Source organism: Streptomyces sp. NPDC029138, from assembly GCF_055564375.1.
In genome coordinates this window covers 56,488-79,193 of the sequence record NZ_JBVHWM010000008.1, presented here as the reverse complement: position 1 = coordinate 79,193, position 22,706 = coordinate 56,488, and the positions used below count along the sequence as shown (strand labels likewise).

Sequence of the window (22,706 nt, the reverse complement as noted above, 5' to 3'; positions counted from 1 at the left end):
GTTTATGCCGGGTGAAGACGGCGGGAAAGCGCCCTGGACAGCGGGGTGTTGCCGGGTCCGTGAGCGCCGGTCACGGCGATGTTCTGGCTCATGTCAGGAATCATTTCACCGGCGGCCTCCGGGCCCCAGACTTCAATGTCACCGGCTTCCCCGACGCCATCACCGAAGATGCTGCCGCCCACACCAACACGTTCATCGCGGCACTTCACCACCGGCCGACGCGAAAAAGCGGGCCCGGCACCCGGATTACCCGGTGCCAGGCCCGCTCTTTCGGCGGGAACGCGTTACGCGGTTTCTTCCGGCAGTGGCTCCCAGCGCGCCACGCCCCCGCTGTGGACGACCCGTCCCAGCTGCCCCTGCGCGAAGTGGTTGGCGAAGGCCAGGGTGTCCGGGCGCGTCAGTTCGGCCAGCGTCTCGTGCCGCGTGCGCACCGCCCGCTCCGGCAGGGCGTCCATCGACACCCGCCAGTCGGGGCGGGCCAGTTGGGCGGGGCTGTGGAAGACGTCCCCGAACGCGATCAGCCGCCGGCCGCCGGCCGAGACGACGTACGACGTGTGACCGCGCGTGTGTCCGGGGGTGGGCCACGCGGTGACGCCGGGGAAGATCTCCGCGCCCGGGGTCACCGGGAGGCCGGCGGCCTCAGGCGGTGCCGGCCAGTCGGCCCATTCGTCGGCGGAGGCCAGCAGCGTGGCCCGCGCGAACGGGGAGGGGCGGTCCGGGCCGGGCCGGAACGCCCATCCGATGTGGTCGTCGTGCAGGTGCGTGAAGGCGACGGCCTCGATGTCGGCGGGGTCACGGCCGGCCAGGGCGAGGGCGCCGGGGAGCCGTCCGCCGTGGAGGGCGCCGATGGTGTCGATGGTGTCCCCGGCCGGGATGTCGTGCGGGCCGAAGCCGGCGTCGAGGAGCAGGGCCCGGCCGTCGTACTCCACGAGCAGGCTCGCCACGGACGTCCCGAGGTAGCCCTGGTCGTCCAGGAGCCCGGCGTGGTCGCCCGCCCAGTCGCGGTCCGTCGAGTCGGGCAGCCAGCGCCGCGGGTGCAGTTGCACCGCGCCGTCGGGGACGACCGTGACGGTGTGGTCGCCCAAACGCAGGGAACGGAGCGCGGCGGGTGAGGAGTTGAGCCCCGTGGGGAGCGTCATGGTGATCCTTCGGTGGGTGACGTCGTCATGGCCGCCCGGGAAGCCGGAAGGTGGGTCCGGCTTCCCGGGCGGACCGTCAGACCGCCTCGTTGGCCCGGACGGGGGTCTCGGCCGGTACCGGCGTCTCCTTGACGGCCGCGGCCGGCTTCGGCAGGGCCAGCGCCAGGCCGACGGTGAGGAGGATCAGGACGGCCGAGGTGAAGGTGGCCGCCTGGAGCCCGTCGGACAGCTCGGCCGGGGCCGGGTCGGAGCCGCTGACCGCGTTGGAGACGGCGACCAGGACGGCCAGGCCCACGGCGGCGCCCACCTGCTGGCCGCTGGTGGCCAGGCCGGACGCCAGGCCCTGGAGCTTCTCCTCGACACCCGTGGTCGCCGCGGAGAACATGGCGGTCCAGATGACGCCCTGCGCGATGCTGAAGATCACGATGCCGGGGACCATCTGCGCGTACGTCGAGCCGTTGCCGAGGAAGGCGGCGAACACGGCCGTACCGACGGCGCCGACGACCAGGCCGATCACCAGGGTGCTGCGCACGCCGATCGCGGTGGACATCCTGCCGCCGATAACGGTGCCGACCAGGATGCAGGCGCACGGCAGGATGAAGGCCAGACCGGTGGCCAGGGCGCTCCAGTCGCGCACGGTCTGGAGCGCGAGCGTGATGAAGTACGCGCTCGCCCCGAAGGTCGCCATGAACGCGAACGTGATCATGGAGCCGAGGCGCAGGCTGCGGAAGGAGAACACCCGCAGCGGCACCAGCGGGTCGGCGGTGCGCGACTCGATGACGACGAAGCCGACGATCAGGGCCGCCGCGGCGATGAAGCTGACCAGGGTGACGGGCGCGGCCCAGCCGGCCTCCGGCCCCTGCACCAGGCCGAAGACCAGCAGCAGCGCGCCGCCGGTGACGGTGATGCCGCCGGGCAGGTCGAAGCCCTGACGGCGCTCGGTCGGCTGGTCGGCGGGGATCGCCTGGAGTCCGAGCAGGGCGACACCCAGGGCGAGGGGGACGTTGACGAAGAACACCGCGGCCCAGCCGAACGCCTGCGTCAGCACACCGCCCAGCAGCGAGCCGACCACCATGCCGCTGCTGCCGGTGGCGCCCCACACGCCCAGGGCCCGGTTGCGCTCGGGCCCCTCCTCGAAGTTGCTGGTGAGCAGGGACAGGGTGGCCGGCGCGAGGAAGGCGCCGCCGATGCCCTGCACCGCTCGCGCGGCGACCAGGACCCAGGGGTCCGAGGCCAGACCCCCGAGCACGGAGGCGAGCGCGTAGAGCGCCAGGCCGGTCAGGAACATCCGGCGCCGGCCGAGCAGGTCGGACATGCGACCGCCGAGCAGCAGGAAGCCGCCGAACGCGACGGCGTACGCGCCGATCACCCACTGGAGCTGCTGGTCCGAGAAGCCCACGCCGGAACCGATGTCCGGAAGGGCGACGAACACGATGCTGTAGTCCAGGGCGATGATCAGCTGGGCCAGCGCCAGGGCCGCCAGGATGAGCCCTTTGTGGCGCGCGGAACCAGACGAAGTCATGGCTCTGTGTACCTCTCTGAATAGAGCGGAAGGCAGGGAAGGGACGGGCCGGACCGGACGGCACATCCGTCCGGCGGGCCACCGAGCCAGCAATACTTCTAGCTCGGATACTACTAGCTCGAACTATCCGAGTCCGAAGCTAGGGCTTGGTGGGCGACTTCCGCAAGGGAAGATCGAGTTCGAATGATTTCAACTCGCACGATCTGACCGCCCGGGTGTGCGAGGCCGCCGGGTACGATGACGACATGGCGCACTCGAACACACCCGGCCGGATCGCAGACGGCGACGTGTGCAGCCTGGTCAACGCCCTGTCACAGGCGATCGAACGGCACACCCGGCAGGTCTCCGACCGGTTCGGGCTCACCTCGGCGCAGGCGGTCGCCCTGCGCGAGCTGCCCGAGCCGCGGACCCTGCGCGAGCTGGCCCAGCGGATGCACTGCGAGGCGTCGAACGCGACGTTCGTCGCGGACCGGCTGGAGGCCATGGGCCTGCTGGAGCGCCGGCCGCACCCGACCGACCGGCGCGCCAAGCTGCTGCATCTGACGCCCGAGGGGGCCGCGCTGCGCAGGAAGGTCGTCAGGCAGCTCTCGGTGGACTCGCCGATCGGGCGGCTCACCGACGAGGAGCAGACGACCCTGCGCGAGCTGCTGGCCCGGGCCGCCGACTGAGCGACCGCGCCCCGGGCCCGGGCGGGCACCGCCGGGACGGCCGCTCGGGCGGCCGCTCAGGCAGGCACCCTGGAGACGGTGAAGGCCGGTGACACCTCCCGGATCCAGTCGCCGATCCGTTCGGCATCGCCGCCCGAGTGCGGCCGCAGCAGGATCAGCTGACGACCGGGCCGGCAGGACAGATCGAGACAGACCTGGTTCAGGGACACCTGGCCCAGCCCCGGATGGCGCACCACCTGGGTGATGCCCGACCCGTCGCTGATGCGGTGCTGGTCCCACAGGTCGGCGAAGAACGGACTGCGTTCGCGCAGGCGGCCGACGAGGGAGGCGAGCCGGGGATCGCCCAGGAACTCGCCGCTCCGCGTGCGGAACCGGGCCACCGCGTCGGCCGCGTCCCGCTCCCACAGGGGGAACCGGCTGCGGGCGCTCTGGTCGAGGAAGAGCATCTCCAAGTAGTTCGAGCGCCCTCCTTCGACGCCCAGCAGACGCTCGGCGGCGGTGTTGGCCGCCGTGATGTCCCAGTAGCGGTCGAGGAAGTACGCCGGGCCGGGCAGGAAGTCGTCGACGATCTCCGCGCCGAGCAGGTCGTCGTCCTCCACGGCGGCCCGGGGGCGGCGTGGCGCGGTGTACCCGGCCAGCCGCATCACATACAGACACTGCGCCTCGTCCAGCCGCAGGACCCCGGCGATGGCTGCGAGGATCTCCGGGGAGACGTTCTTCGCCCTCCCCTGCTCGATCCACGCGTACCAGGACGCCCCGATACCCGCCAGCATGGCCACCTCCTCGCGGCGCAGACCGCTGAGCCGGCGGGACCCTCCGCCCGGCAGTCCGACCTGCTCCGGAGTGACCTCCGCACGCCGGGCCGCCAGGAAGCTGCCGAGTTCGGCGAACCTCAGGTCGGCCGGCTTGGCCGCCGCGGGAGCCTGGACGACATCCCGCCGTGGGGCGGGGACCGCCTCCCGGCGCTTGCGGCGGATCACTGACAACGCGACGCCGGATGCCGGAGATCCAGTACCAGTCATCATGGTGCCCCTCCTCCGTGTACAACGTTCGCGCCCCCCGTCTCGGTGCGCTCACAACATAATAGGTACCGTTATTTTTCTTGAGGCCTGAAGAGAGTAGGTTTTTTTATTTTTACTGATCCTTGACCGTCGAGCGAGGGGGTCGGAGCCGACCCGTTCGCGCCACCTTGCTGACCACGGGGTTGCGAGGGGAGGTACCACACATAAAGATAACGAGCGCTATCATTGTTAGACGGGCGTGCGGGTCTCCGCAGCCGCGGGCACAGCCCACCGAACGTGCGGAGGCCGGGAAGCATGGTCAGTCAGGAGCGGGCCGAGCGGACGCGAGGACGTCTGCTGGAGGCTGCTGCCAGGGAGTTCTCGCTACAGGGGTACAGCGGCACGTCGCTCCAGCGCGTCAGCAGGTCCGCCGGTGTCACCATGGGCGCCCTGACCTTCCACTTCCCCACCAAGCCGGCCCTCGCGGAAGCCGTGCACGCCCGGGGGTCCGAGATCACCCGCGAGGCGGTGGCGCGTACGGCCGCCGAGCCCGTGGACGAGCCCGACTTCCCGCTCCTCCAACGGGTCATCCGCATCTCGCACGCCGTGGCGGCCCTGCTGTGCGAGGAGCCGACCGTGCGGGCCGCCGGCCGACTGACCCGGGAACGGGCGCCCGGGCCGGCGGACTGGACCGACTCCTGGCTGCCCGACGTGCGCGGCCTGCTGGACCGGGCGAGCCGGGAGAAGGAGCTGCGCACCGGCGTCGACCCCGAGATCGTGGCGCTGCTCCTGCGGTACCTGGTCCTGGGCGTGCTGGACTCCCCCCAGCCCACCGAGGGCTGCGCCTCCCACCTGTCCCAGCTCAACGCGGTCTGGGCGGTCCTGCTGACCGGCCTGATCGGCAACGCGACGGGTCCGGCGGGGGTGCGGGACGGGGCGGGGTGAGCGGCCCCGGTCGGGCCCGCCGGGCGGAGGCGGACTGAGCAACTGGCGGCCCGGGCACCACGGCACCCGCCCGCCGCAGCCGGCGGCACCCGCACCACAGCCCCGCCCCGGCAGCCGCTGCCCGCCGCAGCCGCCGTCGGGCAGCGCCCCGCGCACGGCGGTCGACCTCAACCGCCGTGCGCAGGGCGCCCGTTGGAAGACCCCTCGTCGGGCGAGTCGGGTGCGGGCCCGTCAGACCGCGCTGCACCCTCCGTCCACCGGGACTGCCGCGCCTGTGACGAAGGAGGACTGGTCGCTGAGGAGCCAGGCGGCGGCTCGGGCGATTTCCAGGGGGTCGGCCATGCGCCGTTGGATGGCGCGGGAGACGCCCTGGGTCTCCACCTCGGGGTGCCGGGCGATCACCGCCTCCATCAGTTCCGTCCGCGTGGTGCCGACGACCAGGGCGTTGATCCGGATCCCCTGGTCGCCGTACTCGGCCGCGGCCGCCCTCGTCAGACCGATCAGCGCGTGCTTGGCGGCGACGTACGGGGCCGCGGCCCCGGTGGCGAACTGCCCTGCCGTGCTGGAGGTGTTGAGGATGGTGCCGCCTTGGTGGGCCAGCATCGCCGGGATCTGGTAGCGCATGCAGTTCCACCCGCCGCGCACATTGACGTCCATGATCTGGTCGTAGACGTCGTCGGGCAGCTCGTGCAGCCGCACGCCCGCCGTCCCCCAGCCGGCGTTGTTGAACGCCGCGTCCAGGGAACCGAAGGAGGAGACGGCGGTGTCGACGACGCGGCGCACGTCCTCCGCCGATGTGACGTCCCCCCGGGCACGGCAGCGCCCGGCCCCCCTCCGCGCCGATCTCCGCCGCCAGCTTCTCCAGCTTCTCCTCGCGCCGCGCCATGAGGACGACCGCCGCCCCCTGCGCCGCGAGATGGCGGGCCGTGGCGGCGCCGATGCCGCTCGACGCCCCGGTGATCATGACCGTCTTGCCCGTGAACACGTTGTTCCCCTCCCCGTTGTTTCCGGACAACCGGTTCGGTCCCGCCGAACCGGCCCCTCCCTGTCATGCCCGAGTCAGATGAACTCCCGGACGTGATCGGTGGCCCATTCCCCGAAGGTCCGCGGTCGCCTTCCGAGCAGCCGCGCCAGCGTGCCGTCGTCACAGGCGGCGGCCGCTCCCCCGGCTCGCCGCCGTGCGCCGGACACCAGGGCCTCGGCGATCCGCTCCCCGTACCGGCGGCTCCAGCCGGCCCGGGCCTCTTCCTCCGTGATCTCCTCGAACACCAGGCGCCTGCCGAGGACTTCGGCGAGGACACCGGTCTGCTCGCGCGGCGAGAGCGCTTCCGGTCCCGCCAACGCGTAGGTGCGGCCCGCGTGCTGAGGCTCCGTCAGCGCGGCCACCGCCGCCGCGGCGACGTCCCGTGGGTCGACACAGGCCGTGCGGGCCGCGCCGCCGAAGGCCCGTACGACGCCCCGGTCGCGGAGGGACGGCGCCCAGGCGAGCGCGTTGGACATCGGCGTGCGGATGCGCAGCACGGTCCAGGACATTCCGCTGTCGCGCAGCAGCTCCTCGCTCCGCCGGTTCCAGCGGGCGACCAGGTCGTCGGCGCCCGGGTCGGCGACGCCGCACCAGGACAGTTTCACGGCGTGCCGTACTCCGCCGGCGCGGGCGGCGGCCAGGACGTTCTCGTCGTCCTCGGGCCGCAGCGGGTTCGCCGTGACCACGAAGACGGCGTCGGCGCCGTCGAGCGCGCGGCGCAGCGACTCCGGGTCCGTGTAGTCACCCTGGACGGCCGGGCCGGGCAGCCTGAGTGTCGAGGCCCTGCCCGGGTCCCGTACCAACAGGCGGTGCCCCACCGTTCCGCGCTCCCCCAGGAGCCGCGCCACATGGCGCCCGACGGCTCCGGTGGCACCGGTGACGACGATTCTCGGGCCGGAGGTCCCGGTGGCGGGTTCGTCGGTGCGGGACGGGGCGGGCGTACCCGGCGCCGTCACGCGGACTTCCCGCGCGACTCGTCGAGTCGCATGCGGTTCAGCGCGCTCGGGGTGGCGATGGTGGGCAGCAGCACGTTCCACATCTCCGTCACTCGCTGGGGCAGGTCCCGACGACCGCTCTCCAGGTGGGCATGCATCTGTGCGCCGGTGCACGCGTTGACGATCAGGCGTGCCACCGCGTTCACGTCGACGTTGGCGCGAACCTCACGCTCCTTCTGGGCGAGGGCCAGGTCCTGCGCCATCACCTCGGTCCACTGCTGGTGCGAGTTCTCCTCGGGACCGATGAACAGGTCCTGCTCCATGACGAGTCGAGCGCCGGCCAGCAGGAAGGGATCGTCAAGGAGCCTGTGAGCCCATGTCAAGGTGATGTCGATCGCATGCTGGAGGCCCCGGGACTCGTGCGGCGGCGTCACACGGTCCGGCTGGCTGCGCACGATCTCCCGGGCCAGGGCCTCCTTGTTCTCGAAGTGGAAGTACATCGCCCCGAGCGTCAGGCCGGCGCGCTGCGTGATCTTGGTGACGCTCGCGCCGGCGAAGCCGCTCTCCGCGAACACTTCGGCGGCGGCACGCGCGACGAGCGCGCGGGTGCGCACCGCACGCTCCTGCTTGACCTCCCGCTTGCCCGTGAGTTCAGCCATCGACCAGCCCTCCGAAGTCACCCTCGACAAAAAAAAGAACTATCTCTATCTTACGACGTGGCTCCGGCCGGCACCACGCTGTCACCCACCTTTGCGCAACCTCGCGCCGACACCTTGTTCGGGGGACTCCGATGGCTACGCTCACCAGGCAGAGAATCGTTTCGTCCCGCTTCTCCGCCTCCGACGTCAAGCAGTACGCAGGCAAGGTCGACCTCACCGAAGTACTGGTCGCCGACTGGCACCCGGTGACCGATCGCACCCACGCGGTGACCGTCGAATGGCCCGCGCACCACCCCTTCTACACCACCACCCCGCACCGGCACGGCCTGCCGTTCTTCATCGAGAGCGTCCGCCAGGCCCTGGCCGTGGCGAGCCATCTCGGACTCGGCGTGCCCCGGGGCTATCGCATGGGCTGGGAGAGGCTGACCTGCACGGCCTCGCCCGAGGCCCTGGCCACCGGCCCGGACCCGTCCGTCGTCCAGCTGACGATCACGCACGACGACGTCGTCCGGCGCAAGTCGGGCGTGTGCCGGCTCACCGCCCGGGTGCGGGCCACTCGGAACGGACTGCCACTGGGCACCGCCCAGATCGGCTACACCGCCTATCCACCCGCCCTGTACGACAGACTGCGCGGCGCTCGCGCCGACGCCAAGGCGGCCTTCGCCCGCGCCCTGCCACCGGGGCCCGCCGTCGAGCCCGCACTGGTGGGCCGTACCGACGCACGCGACGTGACGCTCGCCCCGGACACCTCCGCCGGGCCGGACACCTCCGCCGGGCCGGACACCTCCGCCGGGCCGGGCGGCACACCGCGCCGGTGGGCGCTGCGCAGCGACACCAGTCACCGCATCCTCTTCGACCACCCCCACGACCACATACCCGGCATGGTCCTGCTGGAGGCCGCGATCCAGGCCGCCCACGCCGACGCGGCCCCACGGCCGGCCGTCCCGGTGGAACTCGACACCGTCTTCCACCGCTACGTCGAGTTCGACCTGCCGTGCGCCATCGTCACGGACGACACCGGGACGGACGAGCCCGGCCGCCAGCGCCGGCGTATCAGCGGCGTCCAGGACGGGCAGACAGCCTTCACCACGCTGATCACCAGCATCGTCCCGGACCAGGCACCGCTCTCCCACGGCCGGCGGACCGGAACGGTCGCCGGCTGAACCCAGGCACAGCACACCCACACCCGGAAAGCCGCGGTGGCTCCACGCCACCGCGGCTTGCCCTTTTTCCGGGCCCGATCCGGTTTTTCCGGGCCCGATCCGGACCACAGGGCGGCTCAGCTGCTTGTTGGTGACAGCAATCGTGTTTGCGGTGATGGGCTCCCCGACGCTGTTGAATGTGGAGTCTGGGTAACTCCGGCGGCTGTTGCCATGATTCTCGTGTCCCGCTCAGCCCGACCCGAATTCCCACGAGGAGACAGAGATGAATCTGTCCATTTCCGGTACCTATTCCGTCGGCAAGACGCTCACCAGCATGGCGCTCGCGCACCTCACCGGCATTCCGCGCACCTCCGCCCCCACCATGCGGGAACTGCTCCCCATATCGCTCCCCGGCAAGACCCTGGAGGAGTGCAACGGCGCGGAGCTGATCATGCTGATCACGCGGCGGATCCAGGGCCGGGCGGTCGCCGAGAGCCACCTGCCGAACGGATTCATCTCGGACGGGTCCGCCCTGCACGAGTGGTCCTACGCGACCGTGCGCGTCAAGGTCGGCATCAACCCGAACGAGTCCGTGGACCTGGACAACGTCGAGATGACCGACGAGGTCCGGTTCTACGCCGAGGTGATGAAGCAGATCGCCATTCCGGCGAAGCAGCACACCAAGCAGTCGTACGACGCGTTCGTGCACCTGCCGATCGAATTCCCCATTGTCGAGGACGGCCACCGCCCGGTGAACGAGCGCTTCCGGCAGCTCGCGGAGGAACTCCTGCTGAAGACGCTGGAGGAGCTGGAAATTCCGGTGCACGTGGTCGGCGGAACCATTCCGGAGCGGCTGGCCAAGATCGTGGACATCTTCGGGTTCAAGCCCGTCATGAGCATCGAAGAGGCCATCGACCGGGCCGAGGACGAGTACTCCAAGATCGACACCCGTAACGAGCTGGAGCGGCTGGCCGACGTCGCCGCGTGACCGCCCCGCGTAGAAGCGCATCGCAGAAGAAGGAGAGAGACCACATGAGAATCGCATTCGTCGGCGCCTACGGAAACGGCAAGACGACCCTCACCACCGAACTGTCCGAGCGGCTCGGTCTGGAGCGGGTCCACGGCAGCGCCATGCGCGACCCGGCCGGCGGCACGCCCAAGGCGCTGGAGGAGACCAACGAACCCGAGCTGATCCAGCTCGCGGTGCGCCGCTTCACGGAGCGCGCGGTCGACGAGGCCCGGCTCCAGGACGGTTTCCTCTCGGACGGCTCGGTGCTCCACGAGTGGGTGTACAGCAAGGTGCGGCTCGCCGTGGGCCGTTACCCGGAGCCGTCCGTCACCCTCGCCGACGTGCACGCCTCGACCGGCCCCTACGAGGAGGTCGTGGACCAGCTCGCCCTGCTGGGCAAGGAGCACGCCACGGCGAACTACGACGTCATCATCCACTGCCCGGTGGAGTTCCCGCTGCCGGAGGGCGTCGACCCGATCAGCGAGCGCTTCCGCACCCTGTCCGACGAGCTGATGCTGGAGATCGTCAAGACGCTCGACATCCCGCTGCACATCGTCACGGGAAGTCTCGAGGAGCGGATCGAGCAGGTCCTGAAGATCGCCGGCCTGCCGCAGACCGCGTAGCGGACCCGACCGGTAGCAGGCCCGACCGGTAGCAGGCCCACCCGCCGGCGTCGTCCACCTCCGTCCACCTCCGGGCGACGCCCCCATTCCCCCCTCCAGCCCCCTCCAGCCCCTTTGGCTGCCCCGTTCACGGCAAGGAGAGCACCGTGCACAGCGGAATCGGAGTGTTCCTTTCCCCCCTCCACGCCCCGGGTCAGGACCCCCACCTGACCATTCGGCGTGACCTCCAGCTCGTCGAGCACCTGGACGAGCTGAACTACGACGAGTGCTGGTTCGGCGAGCACCACTCCCTGGCCTGGCCGACGATCGGTGCCCCGGAGACCATCATCGCCGCGGCCGCCGAGCGGACCCGGCAGATCAAGCTGGCCAACGGCGTGGTCCCGCTGCCCTTCCACCACCCGTACAACGTCGCCACCCGTGCCCTGATGCTCGACCACCTCACCCGGGGCCGCTACATCCTCGGCGTCGGCCCCGGCGCCACCCCGAACGACTCGCACCAGTTCGGGGTGGCGCAGGACGACCTGAAGCGCATGGCGAGCGAGGCGATCCCCGCCGTCCAGGAGCTGGTCAACGGCGAGGAGCGGGTGAGCGCCAAGACCGACTGGTTCGTCCTCCAGGACGCCAAGATGCAGCTGCCCCGCTACAGCAAGCCGGGCATCGAGATGGCGATCTCCAGCATCGGCACCCCCAACAGCCCCAGGGTGGCGGGGCAGTTCGGGCTGAGCCTGGTGTCCTGGGGCGCCCCGCCGCCCGGGCTGCCGGCCGTGGACCTGGCGCAGCAGTGGCGCTACGCCGAGGAGTCCGCCGAGGAGCACGGCAACACGATGGACCGGGCGACCTGGCGGGTCGTCGTACCGCTGTACATCGCCGAGACGCGCGAGCAGGCCTACCAGGACGTGCGGCAGGGCTTCTCCGAGTGGCTGTGGGGCTACTGGGGCAAGGCCGCCGGCTTCGACGTCGCCGCGAGCATGGAGGGCGTGAAGTCCTCGCAGGAGCTGGAGGCGGGGGTCGAGCAGGGTCTGGCGATCGTCGGCTCCCCCGAGGACGCCGTCGCCGCGATCGAGCGGCTCCAGGAGCAGACGGGCGGCTTCGGCACGTTCCTCGTCTACGCCATGAACTGGGCGTCCTTCGAGAAGACGAAGCGCAGCTACGCGCTGCTGGCCGAACAGGTGGCCCCGCGCTTCTCCGGCTCCACCGCACGCGGTGACGAGTCCGTCCAGTGGAGCGTCGACAACCGCCACATCTTCCCCCACACCGAGGCCCGCCGCGCACGAGAGGCCCGCGAGACGCGGACGGTCTGACCACCGAGCCGCTCCCCCACCCACCCCAGACCGACAGCGATCCCGGACGGGCGCTGTCGGTCTGCTGCGTCGTACCGCCCCGGCGCGGACCATCCAGTGGTGCGACCTTTGGCGGCTGGGCCATTCGTGTGTGCCGTCTTGACCACCCCCTGGGGCCCTCCTATGGTCGCGCTACCGACCGGACGTAGGACGTAGGACGTCGTATCCCACCTCCCATCCCTCCCCCATCCACCCGCTGGAGGACCCGTGCGCGACGACGACGTGAACCCCGACGTACCGGCACCTCGCCGCCGGCAGTTCCTGAAGTACTCGGGCGCGCTCGGCGCGACCGCCGCTCTGTCGCCCGCCCTGGCCGCCTGTTCCGCCGGGCCGGAGTCCACGAACGACACCGGAGGCGGTGGCAGCGGCAAGGACCGGACGCTGACCGCCGTGATCGGCTACGGCAACGACGGCAGCTGGGACCCGACACAGACCGCGTCGGCGTTCGCGATGGCCGCCAACAACCACATCTACGAGGGGCTGCTGGACACGGACCCGATCACCCGGGAGCCGTATCCGGCGCTGGCCACCGCGATCCCCGGCGACCCGTCCGCCACCACCTGGCGGTTCACGCTCCGCTCCGGTGCCACCTTCCACGACGGCAAGCCCGTCACCGCCGGCGACGTCGTGTTCGTCTTCGACCGGATTCTCGATCCGGGCACCCAGACGCTCGCCAAGGGATTCTTCGCCTCCTGGCTGGACCACGTACGCGAAGTCGACTCCCGGACGGTCGAGCTCGTCCTCAAGTTCCCCTTCCCCGACGGTCTCTCCCGGCTCACCCTCGCCAAGATCATGCCCCAGCACGTCTTCTCCCGGCCCGGTGCCTGGGACGACGCGATCAAGGGGCTGGCCGTGGGCTCGGGGCCGTACCGGCAGACCGCGCACCACCCGAAGTCGAACACCACCTTCGAGGCGTTCGCCGCCTACAACGGCCCGCGCAAGCCCGCCTTCCGGAAGATGAACTGGCTGACCATCGTGGACGCGGCACCGCGCGTCGCGAAGATCTCCGGGACCGGCGCCGGCGCGCAGATCGCCGACAACATCCCCTACGCCAACATCCCGCGGCTGGAGCAGGGCGGGCTGAAGGTGGCCGGCGGGGCCGGGATGAACAACCTCTTCCTGATGTTCAACACCCGGCACGAGCCCTTCGACGACGTCCGCGTCCGCCAGGCGCTGCACCACGCCATCGACACCGAGAAGATGGTGCAGGTCGCGCTGAAGGGCCACGGCAGGCCCGCGTCCTCGTTCCTCGACGAGGGCAATCCCGGCTACCGCCGGGCCAAGACCGTCTACGACTACGACCCCGGCAAGGCGAAGGCCCTGCTGAAGGCCGCCGGGGTCACCGACCTCGAGGTGAACATCCTCGCCGTCAACGTCAGTTGGATCGTGGACTGTCTGCCGACCATCAAGTCCTCCTGGGACGCGATCGGCGTGCGGACCACCCTGGCGCCGCAGGAGACCACGGCCGTCTTCACGAAGATGGACCAGAAGCAGGACTACCAGGTGGTCGCGGCGGCCTCCAACCCGAACCAGTTCGGGCTCGACGCCGACCTGATCATGCACTACAACTACGGCCCCGAGAACCTGTGGATGCGGTACACGCGGTGGGCCGGCCACCCCGTCGCCCAGCGGCTCTTCAAGGACATGGACCGGGCGACCCGGGAGCCCGATCCCGCGAAGAAGAAGGCGATGATCCAGGACTACATCGATGTCGTCGCCGAACAGGCCGTGCTCTACCCGGTCGTCCACAACGAGCTGATGACCGCATGGGACCCGCGCGAACTGAGCGGGATAAGGGCCCAGCCGTACCCGGGGATCAACCTGCTCCAGGCCAAGTGGATCTGACGGCATGACGGCCGTCGTACGGATTCTCCTCCGCCGGGTCGCCCTGCTCGTGCCGCTGCTCCTCGGCATCGTGCTGTTCGTCTTCCTGGTGATGCGGTTCTCGGACGTCGACCCGGCGTCCGCGTTCTTCCAGGGCGCCAACCCGACCCCCGGGCAGCTGCACGACTTCCGGGAGCGCAACGGGCTGCTGGACCCACTGCCCCTGCGGTACGTCCACTTCGTCGGCGACCTGCTCCACGGCGACCTCGGCACCAGCGCCCTCACCCGCGCGCCCGTGGTCGACCAGGTCACCACCGCGCTGCCGCTCACCCTCCAGCTGACCTTCCTCGGTCTCACCCTCGCGGTCGTGCTGGCGCTGGCGGGCGGGGTGACGGCGGCGGTGTACCGGGACCGGCTGCCGGACCAGGTCATCCGGGTGGTCTCGCTGGTCGGGGTGGCGGCGCCCGGCTTCTGGCTGGCGCTGCTGATGATCCAGTACCTGGCCGTGGACCGGGGCTGGTTCCCGACCGGCGGCTACATCAACCCCGCCGACTCCGTCACCGGCTGGCTGAGGACCATGGCCCTGCCCGCGTTCGCGCTGTCCCTGCCGGTCGCCGCGCAGCTGACCCGGATCGTGAGGACCTCCGTGGTGGAGGAGCTGGACAGGGACTACGTCCGGACGGCGATCGGGAACGGGCTGCCGCCCCGGGTCGTCGTCGGCCGGAACGTGCTGCGCAACGCGCTCGTCAATCCCCTCACCGTGCTCGGGCTGCGGGTCGGTTATCTCCTCGGCGGTGCCGTCGTCATCGAGACGATCTTCTCGCTGCCCGGCATGGGGAAGCTGATGATCGACGCCGTGCAGAACGGCGATCCGGCCGTCGTGCAGGGGGTCGTGCTGACCACCGCCACCGGGTTCGTCGTCGTCAACCTCGTCATCGACATCCTGTATCTGCTGGTCAACCCACGCTTGAGGGCGGCCTGATGGTCACGCGCGCGAACCTCGGCAAGCGGCTCTCCCGGCCGGGCGGCGTCCGGCTGCGCGGCCGGCGCCGGCTGCCGCCGCTGTCCCGGGCCGCCGTCTGCTTCCTGGCCGTCGTCCTCCTCGTCGCCGTACTCGCCCCCGTGCTCGCCCCGCACGATCCGCTCGACCAGCAGGACCCGGCCGGCGGGACCGGGGCGCCGTCGGCCGCGCACTGGATGGGGCAGGACAGCCTGGGCCGGGACATCCTCAGCCGGCTGATGTACGGCGCCCGCTGGTCCCTCGCCATCGGGCTGGGCGCGACCGGGCTCGCGCTCGTCGTCGGCGCCGTCGTCGGGGCGCTGGCCGCCACCTCCCGCAAGGCGGTCGACGAGACGCTGATGCGCTGCCTGGACGTGGTGATGGCGTTGCCGGGCATCGCGCTCGCCGCCGTGCTGGTGGCCGTGTTCGGCGGCGGCATCGGCGTACTGATCTGCGCCATCGCCTTCCTCTTCACCCCGCCCGTGGCCCGGGTCGTACGGGCCAACGTGCTGGACCAGTACGGCGAGGACTACGTCACCGCCGAGCGGGTCATCGGCGCCCGCACCCCGCACATCGTGCTGCGGCACGTGGCCGTCAACTGCGCCGCGCCCGTGCTGGTGTTCTGCACGGTCCAGGTCGCCGAGGCCATCGTGTTCGAGGCCTCGCTGTCCTTCATCGGTGCGGGCGTCCGGCCCCCGGACCCGTCCTGGGGCAGTGTCATCGCCGACGGCAAGAACATGGTGCTGACCGGCGGCTGGTGGGCGACCGTGTTCCCCGGGCTGCTGATCCTGCTCACCGTGCTGGCGCTGAACATCCTCTCCGAGGGCGTCTCGGACGCGTGGGCGGCGCCCGCGCCCCGCGAGGTTCCGGCGCCGGCGGACCGGCTGGAGACCCCGGAACCCGGCACCGGCGAGGTGCTGCCGCTGCCCGGTCTCGCCGAGGCCGCCCGGCGGCTGCGCTCCCGGGCCCGGCCGCTGCCGGATCACAGCGGGCAGCCGGTGCTCGCCGTGGAGCACCTCGCCATCGGCTTCCCGGACCGGCACCGGGGCGTGGACATCGTGGCCGGGGTCAGCTTCGAGGTGTATCCCGGTGAAGTCCTCGGACTGGTGGGCGAGTCGGGCTGCGGGAAGTCGCTGACCGCGCTGACCGTCATGGGGCTCCAGCCGAAGGGCGCCCGGGTCGGCGGCCAGGTGCGGTTCCGGCAGCGGGACCTGCTGGCCGAGCCGACGCGGGTGCGGCGGCGGCTGCTCGGCCATGAGATGGCCATGGTCTACCAGGACGCCCTGTCCTCCCTGAACCCGGCCATGACCATCCGGGCCCAGCTGGGGCAGCTCGTCCGGCGCGGGGGCAGGCGCGGTCCGCGCGAGCTGATGGAGCTGGTCGGCCTGGACCCCGACCGCACCCTGCGCAGCTATCCGCACGAGCTGTCCGGCGGGCAGCGCCAGCGCGTGCTCATCGCCATGGCCCTCTCCCGCGACCCGAAGCTGATCGTCGCCGACGAGCCGACCACCGCCCTGGACGTCACCGTGCAGGCCCAGGTCATGGAGCTGCTGCTCCGGCTGCGGGCGGAGCTGGGCTTCGCGCTGATCCTGGTCTCGCACGATCTCGCGCTGATCGCCGACATCACCGACCGGGTCGTGGTGATGTACGGCGGGCAGATCGTGGAGACCGGGGTGACCGCCGACCTGGTGGCGGCACCGGCCCACCACTACACGCGCGGGCTGCTCGGCAGCGTGCTCTCGCTGGAGTCGGCCGAGGAACGCATGACCCAGATCAAGGGGGTCGTACCGGCCCCGGCCGACTTCCCGGCGGGCTGCCGGTTCGCCGACCGCTGCCCGCTCGCCACCGAGGTGTGCCACACCACCGCCCCGGTCCTCGCGGGCACCCCCACCCACACGGCCGCCTGCCACCACCCGGCGGTGGAGCTGACATCGGCGGAGAGCGAGGAGGCCTTGCAGTGACCGCTGTCGTGGAGGTGCGGGACGCGCATGTCGTCCACAAGGCGCGCAGCGGCGGCCTGTTCCGGCGGGACCGGGTGTACGCCCTGACCGGCGCCGGTCTCTCCGTGGCACCCGGTGAGACGGTCGGCGTGGTCGGCGAGTCGGGGTGCGGGAAGTCGACGCTGGCGAAGGTGCTGGTGGGCATCCAGCGGCCGGTGTCCGGGACGGTGACGTTCCGGGGCCGGGACCTGTGGACGATGCCGGCCGCCGAGCGCCGGACCACGGTCGGCGCGGGCACCGGCATGATCTTCCAGGACCCGTCGACCGCGCTGAACCGCCGGCTGACGGTCCGCCGTGTCCTGCGCGACCCGCTGGACGTCCACCAGCGCGGCACGCGGGCCGAACGGGAGGAGCGGGTGCGGGAGTTGATGGCCCTGGTCGGCCTGCCTCAGTCGCTCGCCGACGCCCTGCCCGGACAGCTCTCCGGCGGGCAGCGGCAGCGCGTCGCGATCGCCCGCGCGCTCGCCCTGGACCCGGCCCTGGTCGTCGCCGACGAACCGACCAGCGCCCTGGACGTCTCGGTCCGCGCGCAGATCCTGAACCTGCTGCTGGACCTGAAGGAACGCCTCGGTCTCGCCCTGGTGTTCGTCTCGCACGACATCCAGACGGTACGGCGGATGAGCGACCGGGTGATCACCATGTACCTCGGCCGGATCGTGGAGGAGACCCCGGCCGGCCGGGTCACCGACGCGGCCCGGCACCCGTACACCCGCGCCCTGTTCTCGGCCACGCCCGGCCTGCTGGAGCCCATCGACCCGATCCCGCTGACCGGGCCGGTGCCCTCGGCGACCCGCCCGCCGAGCGGCTGCCCGTTCCGCACCCGCTGCTGGAAGGCCGACGAGGTCTGCGCCGAGTCGATGCCGGACTTCTCGGCCGCGTCACGGCCCGGACACCGCTACCGGTGCCACCATCCTGTTCAGGAGGACCAGCCGACCCGAGACCTAGCGCGCCAGGAGCCGTGAATGACCCTTCCCACCCCGCTCACCGGTGTCGTCCCGCCCGTCTGCACGCCCCTGACGCCGGAATGCGAGGTGGACGTGCCCTCGCTGCTGCGCCTGGTGGACTTCCTGGTGGAGGCCGGGGTGCACGGGCTGTTCCTGCTGGGCTCGACGTCGGAGGCGGCCTTCCTGACGGACGCGCAGCGCGAGCGGGTGGTGGCGGCCGTGACCGCGCATGTGGGCGGTCAGCTGCCCGTCCTCGCCGGGGCCATCGACATGACCACCCCGCGCGTCCTGGACCATGTCGCGGCGGTCACCTCGGCCGGCGCGCGGGCCGTCGTCGTCACCGCGCCCTTCTACGCCCGCACCCACCCGTCGGAGATCGTCCACCACTACCGCCGGATCGCCGCCGCCAGCCCGGTCCCGGTGATCGCCTACGACATCCCCGTCGCCGTGCACACCAAGCTCCCCGCCGACGTGGTGCTGGGGCTCGCGGGGGACGGCGTACTGGCCGGGCTCAAGGACTCCAGCGGGGATCTGGCGGCCTTCCGGGAGGTGGTCACGGGTGCCCGCGCCCTGCCCGGGTTCAGCGTGCTGACCGGCTCGGAGCTGATCACCGACGCGGCGCTGGCGCTGGGCGCCGACGGGGCCGTGCCGGGCCTGGCCAACGTCGACCCGCACGGCTACGTGCGCCTCTACCGCCAGTGCCGGGCGGGCGACGGGGAGGGGGCGCGGGTCGAACAGGAGCGGCTGTGCGCGCTGTTCGGGATCACCGGCGTCGGGGACCCCGCGCGGATGGGCGGCAGCTCGGCGGCGCTGGGCGCGTTCAAGGCGGCGCTGCATCTGCGCGGGATCATCGACTGCCCGGTGACCGCCGAGCCGCAGGTCCCGCTGTCCGGAGCGGAGGTCGAACAGATCGGCAAGCTGCTGGCGGCGGCGGGCCTGCTCGGCCTCGACGGCTAGGCGGTTCCGTGGGTCTCGCCATCCTGCTCGGCCGCGCACCCGCCGGCCCCGGCGACAGCCTGGCCGGGGTCCTCGTCACCGACCGGCCCGCGTCCGTCAGGACAGGCGGATTCTGCGGAACTCCAGGGACTCGTACGGGCTCCGGTCGCCGGTCTCGTAGAGGACGCCGATCGTGTCGGGGGCGAGCTGGACCAGGTCGGAGTAGGCGGCCCGGCGGTCCGAGAGGGTGAGCAGCCTGCGGAAGGCGCGGCCGGCGTCCGTGCTCGCCCAGAGGGCCAGGGCGCGGCGGGCGGTCGGCACGGAGGGCGCGGAGAACAGCAGGGGCGCGCCGGGGCCGCGCGGCTGGAGCACGCTGCCCTGGACCACCGGGACGGCGTTCAGGGCGGGCTGGACGGTGTAGGGGCGGTCCAGGGTGCGGCCGCCGTCGCCGGAGTAGGTGTCGAGGCGGTTGCCGGGGGCGGTGCCGTTCTGGTCGCGGGAGCTGAAGTAGACGCGGCCGTCGGGGAGTTGCGCGGCGCTGGTCTCGTTGGCGTTGGTCACGCCGTCGTAGCCCGCGTCCACGAACCCCAGGTGCCAGGTGTGGCCGAAGTCGTCGCTGTGGAGGGCGTGTCCGCCGTAGTACTTGGCCTCCCGGCCGGTGTCCCGGGAGCCGGCGGGCGGAGCCGCGGAGTGGTTGGCGGGGATCAGCAGGCGGCCGGCATGGGGGCCGTGGGTGAGGGCGACGGCGTGGCCGGGGCCGGTGGCGTACCAGCGCCAGCCGGGCCGGGTCACCTGGGCGGTGATGTCCCGGGGGGCGGTGAAGCGGCGGCCGTCGTCCCAGCCGAGCTGCACGAAGACCCGGCGGCCCTGTGCCGGGGTGACCTCGCCGCGCATGATCTGCGCCTCCGTCACCCTCCCGCTGTTGGCGCAGGTGACGAGGACGATCGCGCCGGTGCGCGGGTCGACCACGGGCGCCGGGTTGCCCCGGGTGTGCCCCCGCCCGGCGGCCACCACGGTCAGCGGGCCCCAGGTGCAGCCGCCGTCGGTGGAGCGGCGCAGGACGACGTCGATGTCCCCGGTGTCTCCCGCGCCGTCGCGCCGGCCCTCGGCGAAGGCCAGGACGGTGCCGTGCCGGGTTTGCACCACGGCCGGGACGCGGTAGACGGCGTACCCGCCCTGCCCGGAGACGTACGGCACGGAGGAGCCGCAGCCGGCGGGTGCCGCGTGGGCGGGCAGGCCGGCGGTGAGCGAGGTGAGGAGCGCCAGGACGGTGATGAGGGAGCGGCTGCGCGGGGTCACGCCCTGATGCTCCCCGCGAACACCGGGGCGGTCTTACTCCGTCCGGGTGGTCAGGACGGGGTCCGGGCGGCGGCCAGCAGGCGGGTGACGTCGTCGGAGCAGATGGTGAGGGCCGCGCCGACGGTGGCGAGGGCGTCGCGTTCGGCGGGGGTGTAGGGGCCGTCGGCGAGGGCGATGCGGGCGGCCTGGAGGAGCAGGGCCTCGCGTCCGGCCGGGGCCAGGTGCGGGGCGAGCGGGTCCAGGGCCTCGTGCAGCTCTATGGTCAGCCCGGCCCCGCACGGCTGCTCGAAGTACCGGCCGGTGTCGGCGGCGAGGGCGTCGACCAGGGCGGCCAGCTGGTCCTCGGTGCACTCGGCGAAGCCGGCCGCGCGGACCGTGGCGGCGGCCGTCTCCAGGGCCGTACGGGAACAGGTGCCGCCCGCGGCGAGAACGGCGAGGGCGACGGTGTGCACCGCGTCGCGGAGCATCGCGGAGAAGCGGCGGGTGGTGGGGTGGTCCAGCACCTCGGTGCCGAAGTGCTGCTCGCAGGCCGCGCACTCCACCACCGGTCCGGCCGTCCCGCGCGGCAGCACGGGCACGCCGAGGAGGGTGAGCCGGCGTCGTCCGGTGAGCCGCTGGTAGTTGCGGTCGCCGCCGCAGCCGGGGCAGAAGAACTCGCCGTCTCCCACGGGTGTCCACGCGGTGCGGGTGCCCAGGATGCGCACAGCCCTGGTGGCACGGCCGTCTCGTCCCCGTACTGGCAGCACGTCGCACCTCCGTAACCGCACGGCAACATCGCCGTGCTGGCGTGATGTTAGCCACATCACCGAGGTGGAGTCAGTACCCCGTAAGAGACCTTTCTGTGACCTGTGCTGCCCATTGGCCGGAAAACGACGGGTGGGCCCGCGCCCCGAAGGGGTGCGGGCCCACCCGCCCCCGGCGGGTCGTCCGGTCAGCGGGTCGCGCGGTTGACCGCGGAGACGACCGCCTTCAGCGACGCACGCGTCGTGTTCGCGTCGATGCCGATGCCCCACAGGACCTTGTCGTCGATCGCGCACTCGATGTAGGAGGCGGCCTGCGCGGAAGCGCCCTCGCTCATCGTGTGCTCCTGGTAGTCCAGCAGGCGTACGTCGATGCCGATGGACTGGAGGGCGTCGAAGAAGGCCGAGATCGGACCGTTGCCGGAGCCGGTCAGGACCCGGTCCTCGCCGTCGACGGTGGCCTCGACGGTGAGGGTGTCAACGCCGTCGGTGTCGGTGGTCGACTGGCCGGTCCTGACCTGGATGCGGCCCCACGGGTTCTCGGGGTTCGGCAGGTACTCGTCCTGGAAGACCGCCCAGATCTCCTTCGGCGTGATCTCGCCGCCCTCGGCGTCGGTCTTCGCCTGGATGATCTTCGAGAACTCGATCTGCATGCGGCGCGGCAGGTCGAGCTTGTGGTCGTTCTTCAGGACGTACGAGATACCGCCCTTGCCGGACTGCGAGTTGACGCGGATGACGGCCTCGTAGGAGCGGCCGACGTCCTTCGGGTCGATCGGCAGGTACGGCACCGCCCACTCGATGTCGTCGACGGTGACCCCGCGAGCCGCCGCGTCGGCCTCCATGGCGTCGAAGCCCTTCTTGATGGCGTCCTGGTGGGAGCCGGAGAAGGACGTGTAGACCAGGTCGCCCACGTAGGGGTGGCGCGGGTGGACCTCCATCTGGTTGCAGTACTCCCACGTACGACGGATCTCGTCGATGTCGGAGAAGTCGATCTGCGGGTCGACGCCCTGCGAGAACAGGTTCATGCCCAGGGTGACCAGGTCGACGTTGCCGGTGCGCTCGCCCTGCCCGAACAGGCAGCCCTCGACGCGGTCGGCGCCGGCCATCAGCGCCAGCTCGGCGGCGGCCACGGCCGTACCGCGGTCGTTGTGCGGGTGGACGGACAGGCAGACGTACTCGCGGCGGGTCAGGTTGCGGTGCATCCACTCGAAGCGGTCCGCGTGCGTGGACGGCGTCGAACGCTCCACGGTGGCGGGCAGGTTGAGGATGATCTCGCGGTCCGGGCCGGGCTGCCAGACGTCCATGACCGCCTCGCAGACCTCCAGCGCGAAGTCCAGTTCGGTGTCGGTGAAGATCTCCGGCGAGTACTGGTAGCCGAACTCCGTCTCCGGGCCCAGCAGCTTCTCGGCGTACTCCATCACCAGGCGGGTGCCGTCGACGGCGATCTGCTTGATGTCGTCCTTGGAGCCGCGGAAGACGACCCGGCGGAAGACCGGGGCGGTGGCGTTGTACAGGTGGACGGTGGCGCGCCTGGCGCCCTTCAGGGACTCCACGGTCCGCTCGATCAGGTCCTCGCGGGCCTGGGTGAGGACGGAGATCGTCACGTCCTCGGGGATCGCGCCCTCTTCCTCGATGATGGAGCGCACGAAGTCGAAGTCGGTCTGGCCGGAGGCGGGGAAGCCGACCTCGATCTCCTTGTAGCCCATCTTCACCAGCTGGTCGAACATGCGCCGCTTGCGCTCGGGCGTCATCGGGTCGATCAGGGCCTGGTTGCCGTCGCGCAGGTCGGTGGAGAGCCAGCGGGGGGCGACGGTGACGCGCTGGTCCGGCCAGGTGCGGTCCGGGATGTCGACCTGCTCGTAACGGCCGTACTTGTGGATCGGCATGGGGCTGGGCTGCTGGCGGTTGGCCATGATGGCGTGGGCTCCTCAGGATGTCCGGATATCCGAGTGGACG

At 71.7% G+C, this 22,706-nt stretch carries 20 protein-coding genes and 1 pseudogene; 11 read left to right on the top strand and 10 right to left on the bottom strand.

What is annotated here, in order from left to right; all coding sequences use genetic code 11:
* Positions 1-2: 2 nt before the first annotated feature.
* The 3 genes from ACZ4WH_RS10660 to ACZ4WH_RS10650 all read right to left on the bottom strand — a co-directional run bounded on the left by ACZ4WH_RS10660 (position 3) and on the right by ACZ4WH_RS10650 (position 2,661).
* Complete coding sequence (locus tag ACZ4WH_RS10660) at positions 3-182, bottom strand: hypothetical protein (protein WP_468178777.1); 180 nt, start codon at positions 180-182, stop codon at positions 3-5.
* A 102-nt stretch (positions 183-284) separates the two neighbouring features.
* Positions 285-1,139 (bottom strand): MBL fold metallo-hydrolase, encoded by an 855-nt coding sequence (locus tag ACZ4WH_RS10655; protein WP_468178775.1) that lies wholly within the window; start codon positions 1,137-1,139, stop codon positions 285-287.
* A gap of 76 nt (positions 1,140-1,215) precedes the next feature.
* On the bottom strand, positions 1,216-2,661 hold the full coding sequence (locus ACZ4WH_RS10650) for an MFS transporter (protein ID WP_468178773.1): 1,446 nt from the start codon (positions 2,659-2,661) through the stop codon (positions 1,216-1,218).
* 245 nt (positions 2,662-2,906) lie between these two features.
* Here ACZ4WH_RS10650 and ACZ4WH_RS10645 point away from each other — a divergent pair, with 245 nt between their 5' ends.
* Positions 2,907-3,329 carry a MarR family winged helix-turn-helix transcriptional regulator gene (locus ACZ4WH_RS10645; protein WP_468178771.1) on the top strand — a complete coding sequence of 141 codons (423 nt, stop codon included), beginning with the start codon at positions 2,907-2,909 and terminating at the stop codon, positions 3,327-3,329.
* A 56-nt stretch (positions 3,330-3,385) separates the two neighbouring features.
* On the opposite strand, the gene ACZ4WH_RS10640 is transcribed toward ACZ4WH_RS10645, so the two are convergent.
* The gene (locus ACZ4WH_RS10640) at positions 3,386-4,354 is read right to left on the bottom strand and encodes a helix-turn-helix domain-containing protein (RefSeq protein ID WP_468178769.1); all 969 of its coding nucleotides are present in this window, start codon (positions 4,352-4,354) and stop codon (positions 3,386-3,388) included.
* A 291-nt stretch (positions 4,355-4,645) separates the two neighbouring features.
* Here ACZ4WH_RS10640 and ACZ4WH_RS10635 point away from each other — a divergent pair, with 291 nt between their 5' ends.
* A complete protein-coding gene (locus ACZ4WH_RS10635; protein WP_468178767.1) occupies positions 4,646-5,275 on the top strand; it encodes a TetR family transcriptional regulator in 630 nt (209 codons plus the stop codon).
* A gap of 231 nt (positions 5,276-5,506) precedes the next feature.
* Here ACZ4WH_RS10635 and ACZ4WH_RS10630 read toward each other — a convergent pair.
* The 3 genes and pseudogenes from ACZ4WH_RS10630 to ACZ4WH_RS10620 all read right to left on the bottom strand — a co-directional run bounded on the left by ACZ4WH_RS10630 (position 5,507) and on the right by ACZ4WH_RS10620 (position 7,893).
* Positions 5,507-6,239, bottom strand: a pseudogene (locus ACZ4WH_RS10630) (SDR family NAD(P)-dependent oxidoreductase).
* Positions 6,240-6,334: 95 nt separating this feature from the next.
* Complete coding sequence (locus ACZ4WH_RS10625) at positions 6,335-7,255, bottom strand: NAD(P)H-binding protein (protein WP_468178765.1); 921 nt, start codon at positions 7,253-7,255, stop codon at positions 6,335-6,337.
* Positions 7,252-7,893: a ScbR family autoregulator-binding transcription factor gene (locus ACZ4WH_RS10620; RefSeq protein WP_468178763.1), complete on the bottom strand. Its 642-nt coding sequence runs from the start codon at positions 7,891-7,893 to the stop codon at positions 7,252-7,254. Before ACZ4WH_RS10620 ends, ACZ4WH_RS10625 begins: the two co-directional genes overlap by 4 nt.
* A 131-nt stretch (positions 7,894-8,024) precedes the next feature.
* On the opposite strand from ACZ4WH_RS10620, the gene ACZ4WH_RS10615 reads away from it, so the two are divergent.
* The 9 genes from ACZ4WH_RS10615 (at position 8,025) to ACZ4WH_RS10575 (ending at position 18,732) form a co-directional block, all read left to right on the top strand.
* A complete protein-coding gene (locus tag ACZ4WH_RS10615; protein WP_468178761.1) occupies positions 8,025-9,056 on the top strand; it encodes a ScbA/BarX family gamma-butyrolactone biosynthesis protein in 1,032 nt (343 codons plus the stop codon).
* Between the two features lie 262 nt (positions 9,057-9,318).
* Positions 9,319-10,023, top strand: a complete 705-nt coding sequence (locus tag ACZ4WH_RS10610) for an AAA family ATPase (RefSeq protein ID WP_468178759.1) — start codon at positions 9,319-9,321, stop codon at positions 10,021-10,023.
* A gap of 44 nt (positions 10,024-10,067) precedes the next feature.
* Positions 10,068-10,667 (top strand): ATP/GTP-binding protein, encoded by a 600-nt coding sequence (locus tag ACZ4WH_RS10605; protein WP_468178757.1) that lies wholly within the window; start codon positions 10,068-10,070, stop codon positions 10,665-10,667.
* Between the two features lie 146 nt (positions 10,668-10,813).
* Positions 10,814-11,968 (top strand): LLM class flavin-dependent oxidoreductase, encoded by a 1,155-nt coding sequence (locus tag ACZ4WH_RS10600; protein ID WP_468178755.1) that lies wholly within the window; start codon positions 10,814-10,816, stop codon positions 11,966-11,968.
* Between the two features lie 246 nt (positions 11,969-12,214).
* Positions 12,215-13,852, top strand: a complete 1,638-nt coding sequence (locus tag ACZ4WH_RS10595; protein ID WP_468178753.1) for an ABC transporter substrate-binding protein — start codon at positions 12,215-12,217, stop codon at positions 13,850-13,852.
* A gap of 4 nt (positions 13,853-13,856) precedes the next feature.
* Complete coding sequence (locus tag ACZ4WH_RS10590) at positions 13,857-14,813, top strand: ABC transporter permease (RefSeq protein ID WP_468178751.1); 957 nt, start codon at positions 13,857-13,859, stop codon at positions 14,811-14,813.
* Positions 14,813-16,792, top strand: coding sequence for a dipeptide/oligopeptide/nickel ABC transporter permease/ATP-binding protein (locus tag ACZ4WH_RS10585; RefSeq protein WP_468178749.1), 1,980 nt, complete (start codon positions 14,813-14,815; stop codon positions 16,790-16,792). Before ACZ4WH_RS10590 ends, ACZ4WH_RS10585 begins: the two co-directional genes overlap by 1 nt.
* Positions 16,789-17,793, top strand: coding sequence for an oligopeptide/dipeptide ABC transporter ATP-binding protein (locus ACZ4WH_RS10580; protein ID WP_468178747.1), 1,005 nt, complete (start codon positions 16,789-16,791; stop codon positions 17,791-17,793). Before ACZ4WH_RS10585 ends, ACZ4WH_RS10580 begins: the two co-directional genes overlap by 4 nt.
* Positions 17,794-18,732, top strand: a complete 939-nt coding sequence (locus ACZ4WH_RS10575; protein ID WP_468178745.1) for a dihydrodipicolinate synthase family protein — start codon at positions 17,794-17,796, stop codon at positions 18,730-18,732.
* Between the two features lie 96 nt (positions 18,733-18,828).
* Here the strand turns inward: ACZ4WH_RS10575 and ACZ4WH_RS10570 are convergent, their stop codons facing one another.
* From ACZ4WH_RS10570 to leuA, 3 genes are all read right to left on the bottom strand, one after another.
* Positions 18,829-20,010: a sialidase family protein gene (locus tag ACZ4WH_RS10570; RefSeq protein ID WP_468178743.1), complete on the bottom strand. Its 1,182-nt coding sequence runs from the start codon at positions 20,008-20,010 to the stop codon at positions 18,829-18,831.
* A gap of 50 nt (positions 20,011-20,060) precedes the next feature.
* A complete protein-coding gene (locus tag ACZ4WH_RS10565; protein WP_468178741.1) occupies positions 20,061-20,756 on the bottom strand; it encodes a tellurite resistance TerB family protein in 696 nt (231 codons plus the stop codon).
* Positions 20,757-20,941: 185 nt separating this feature from the next.
* The gene (gene leuA, locus ACZ4WH_RS10560; RefSeq protein ID WP_468178738.1) at positions 20,942-22,663 is read right to left on the bottom strand and encodes a 2-isopropylmalate synthase; all 1,722 of its coding nucleotides are present in this window, start codon (positions 22,661-22,663) and stop codon (positions 20,942-20,944) included.
* Positions 22,664-22,706: the final 43 nt, after the last annotated feature.

What these genes read in the sequence shown, in the direction of transcription:
- ACZ4WH_RS10655 (WP_468178775.1), bottom strand. Translation starts at nt 1,139, where the DNA reads ATGACGCTCCCCACGGGGCTCAACTCCTCACCCGCCGCGCTCCGTTCC.
- ACZ4WH_RS10650 (WP_468178773.1), bottom strand. Translation starts at nt 2,661, where the DNA reads ATGACTTCGTCTGGTTCCGCGCGCCACAAAGGGCTCATCCTGGCGGCC.
- ACZ4WH_RS10645 (WP_468178771.1), top strand. Translation starts at nt 2,907, where the DNA reads ATGGCGCACTCGAACACACCCGGCCGGATCGCAGACGGCGACGTGTGC.
- ACZ4WH_RS10640 (WP_468178769.1), bottom strand. Translation starts at nt 4,354, where the DNA reads ATGATGACTGGTACTGGATCTCCGGCATCCGGCGTCGCGTTGTCAGTG.
- ACZ4WH_RS10635 (WP_468178767.1), top strand. Translation starts at nt 4,646, where the DNA reads ATGGTCAGTCAGGAGCGGGCCGAGCGGACGCGAGGACGTCTGCTGGAG.
- ACZ4WH_RS10620 (WP_468178763.1), bottom strand. Translation starts at nt 7,893, where the DNA reads ATGGCTGAACTCACGGGCAAGCGGGAGGTCAAGCAGGAGCGTGCGGTG.
- ACZ4WH_RS10615 (WP_468178761.1), top strand. Translation starts at nt 8,025, where the DNA reads ATGGCTACGCTCACCAGGCAGAGAATCGTTTCGTCCCGCTTCTCCGCC.
- ACZ4WH_RS10610 (WP_468178759.1), top strand. Translation starts at nt 9,319, where the DNA reads ATGAATCTGTCCATTTCCGGTACCTATTCCGTCGGCAAGACGCTCACC.
- ACZ4WH_RS10605 (WP_468178757.1), top strand. Translation starts at nt 10,068, where the DNA reads ATGAGAATCGCATTCGTCGGCGCCTACGGAAACGGCAAGACGACCCTC.
- ACZ4WH_RS10590 (WP_468178751.1), top strand. Translation starts at nt 13,857, where the DNA reads ATGACGGCCGTCGTACGGATTCTCCTCCGCCGGGTCGCCCTGCTCGTG.
- ACZ4WH_RS10585 (WP_468178749.1), top strand. Translation starts at nt 14,813, where the DNA reads ATGGTCACGCGCGCGAACCTCGGCAAGCGGCTCTCCCGGCCGGGCGGC.
- ACZ4WH_RS10575 (WP_468178745.1), top strand. Translation starts at nt 17,794, where the DNA reads ATGACCCTTCCCACCCCGCTCACCGGTGTCGTCCCGCCCGTCTGCACG.
- leuA (WP_468178738.1), bottom strand. Translation starts at nt 22,663, where the DNA reads ATGGCCAACCGCCAGCAGCCCAGCCCCATGCCGATCCACAAGTACGGC.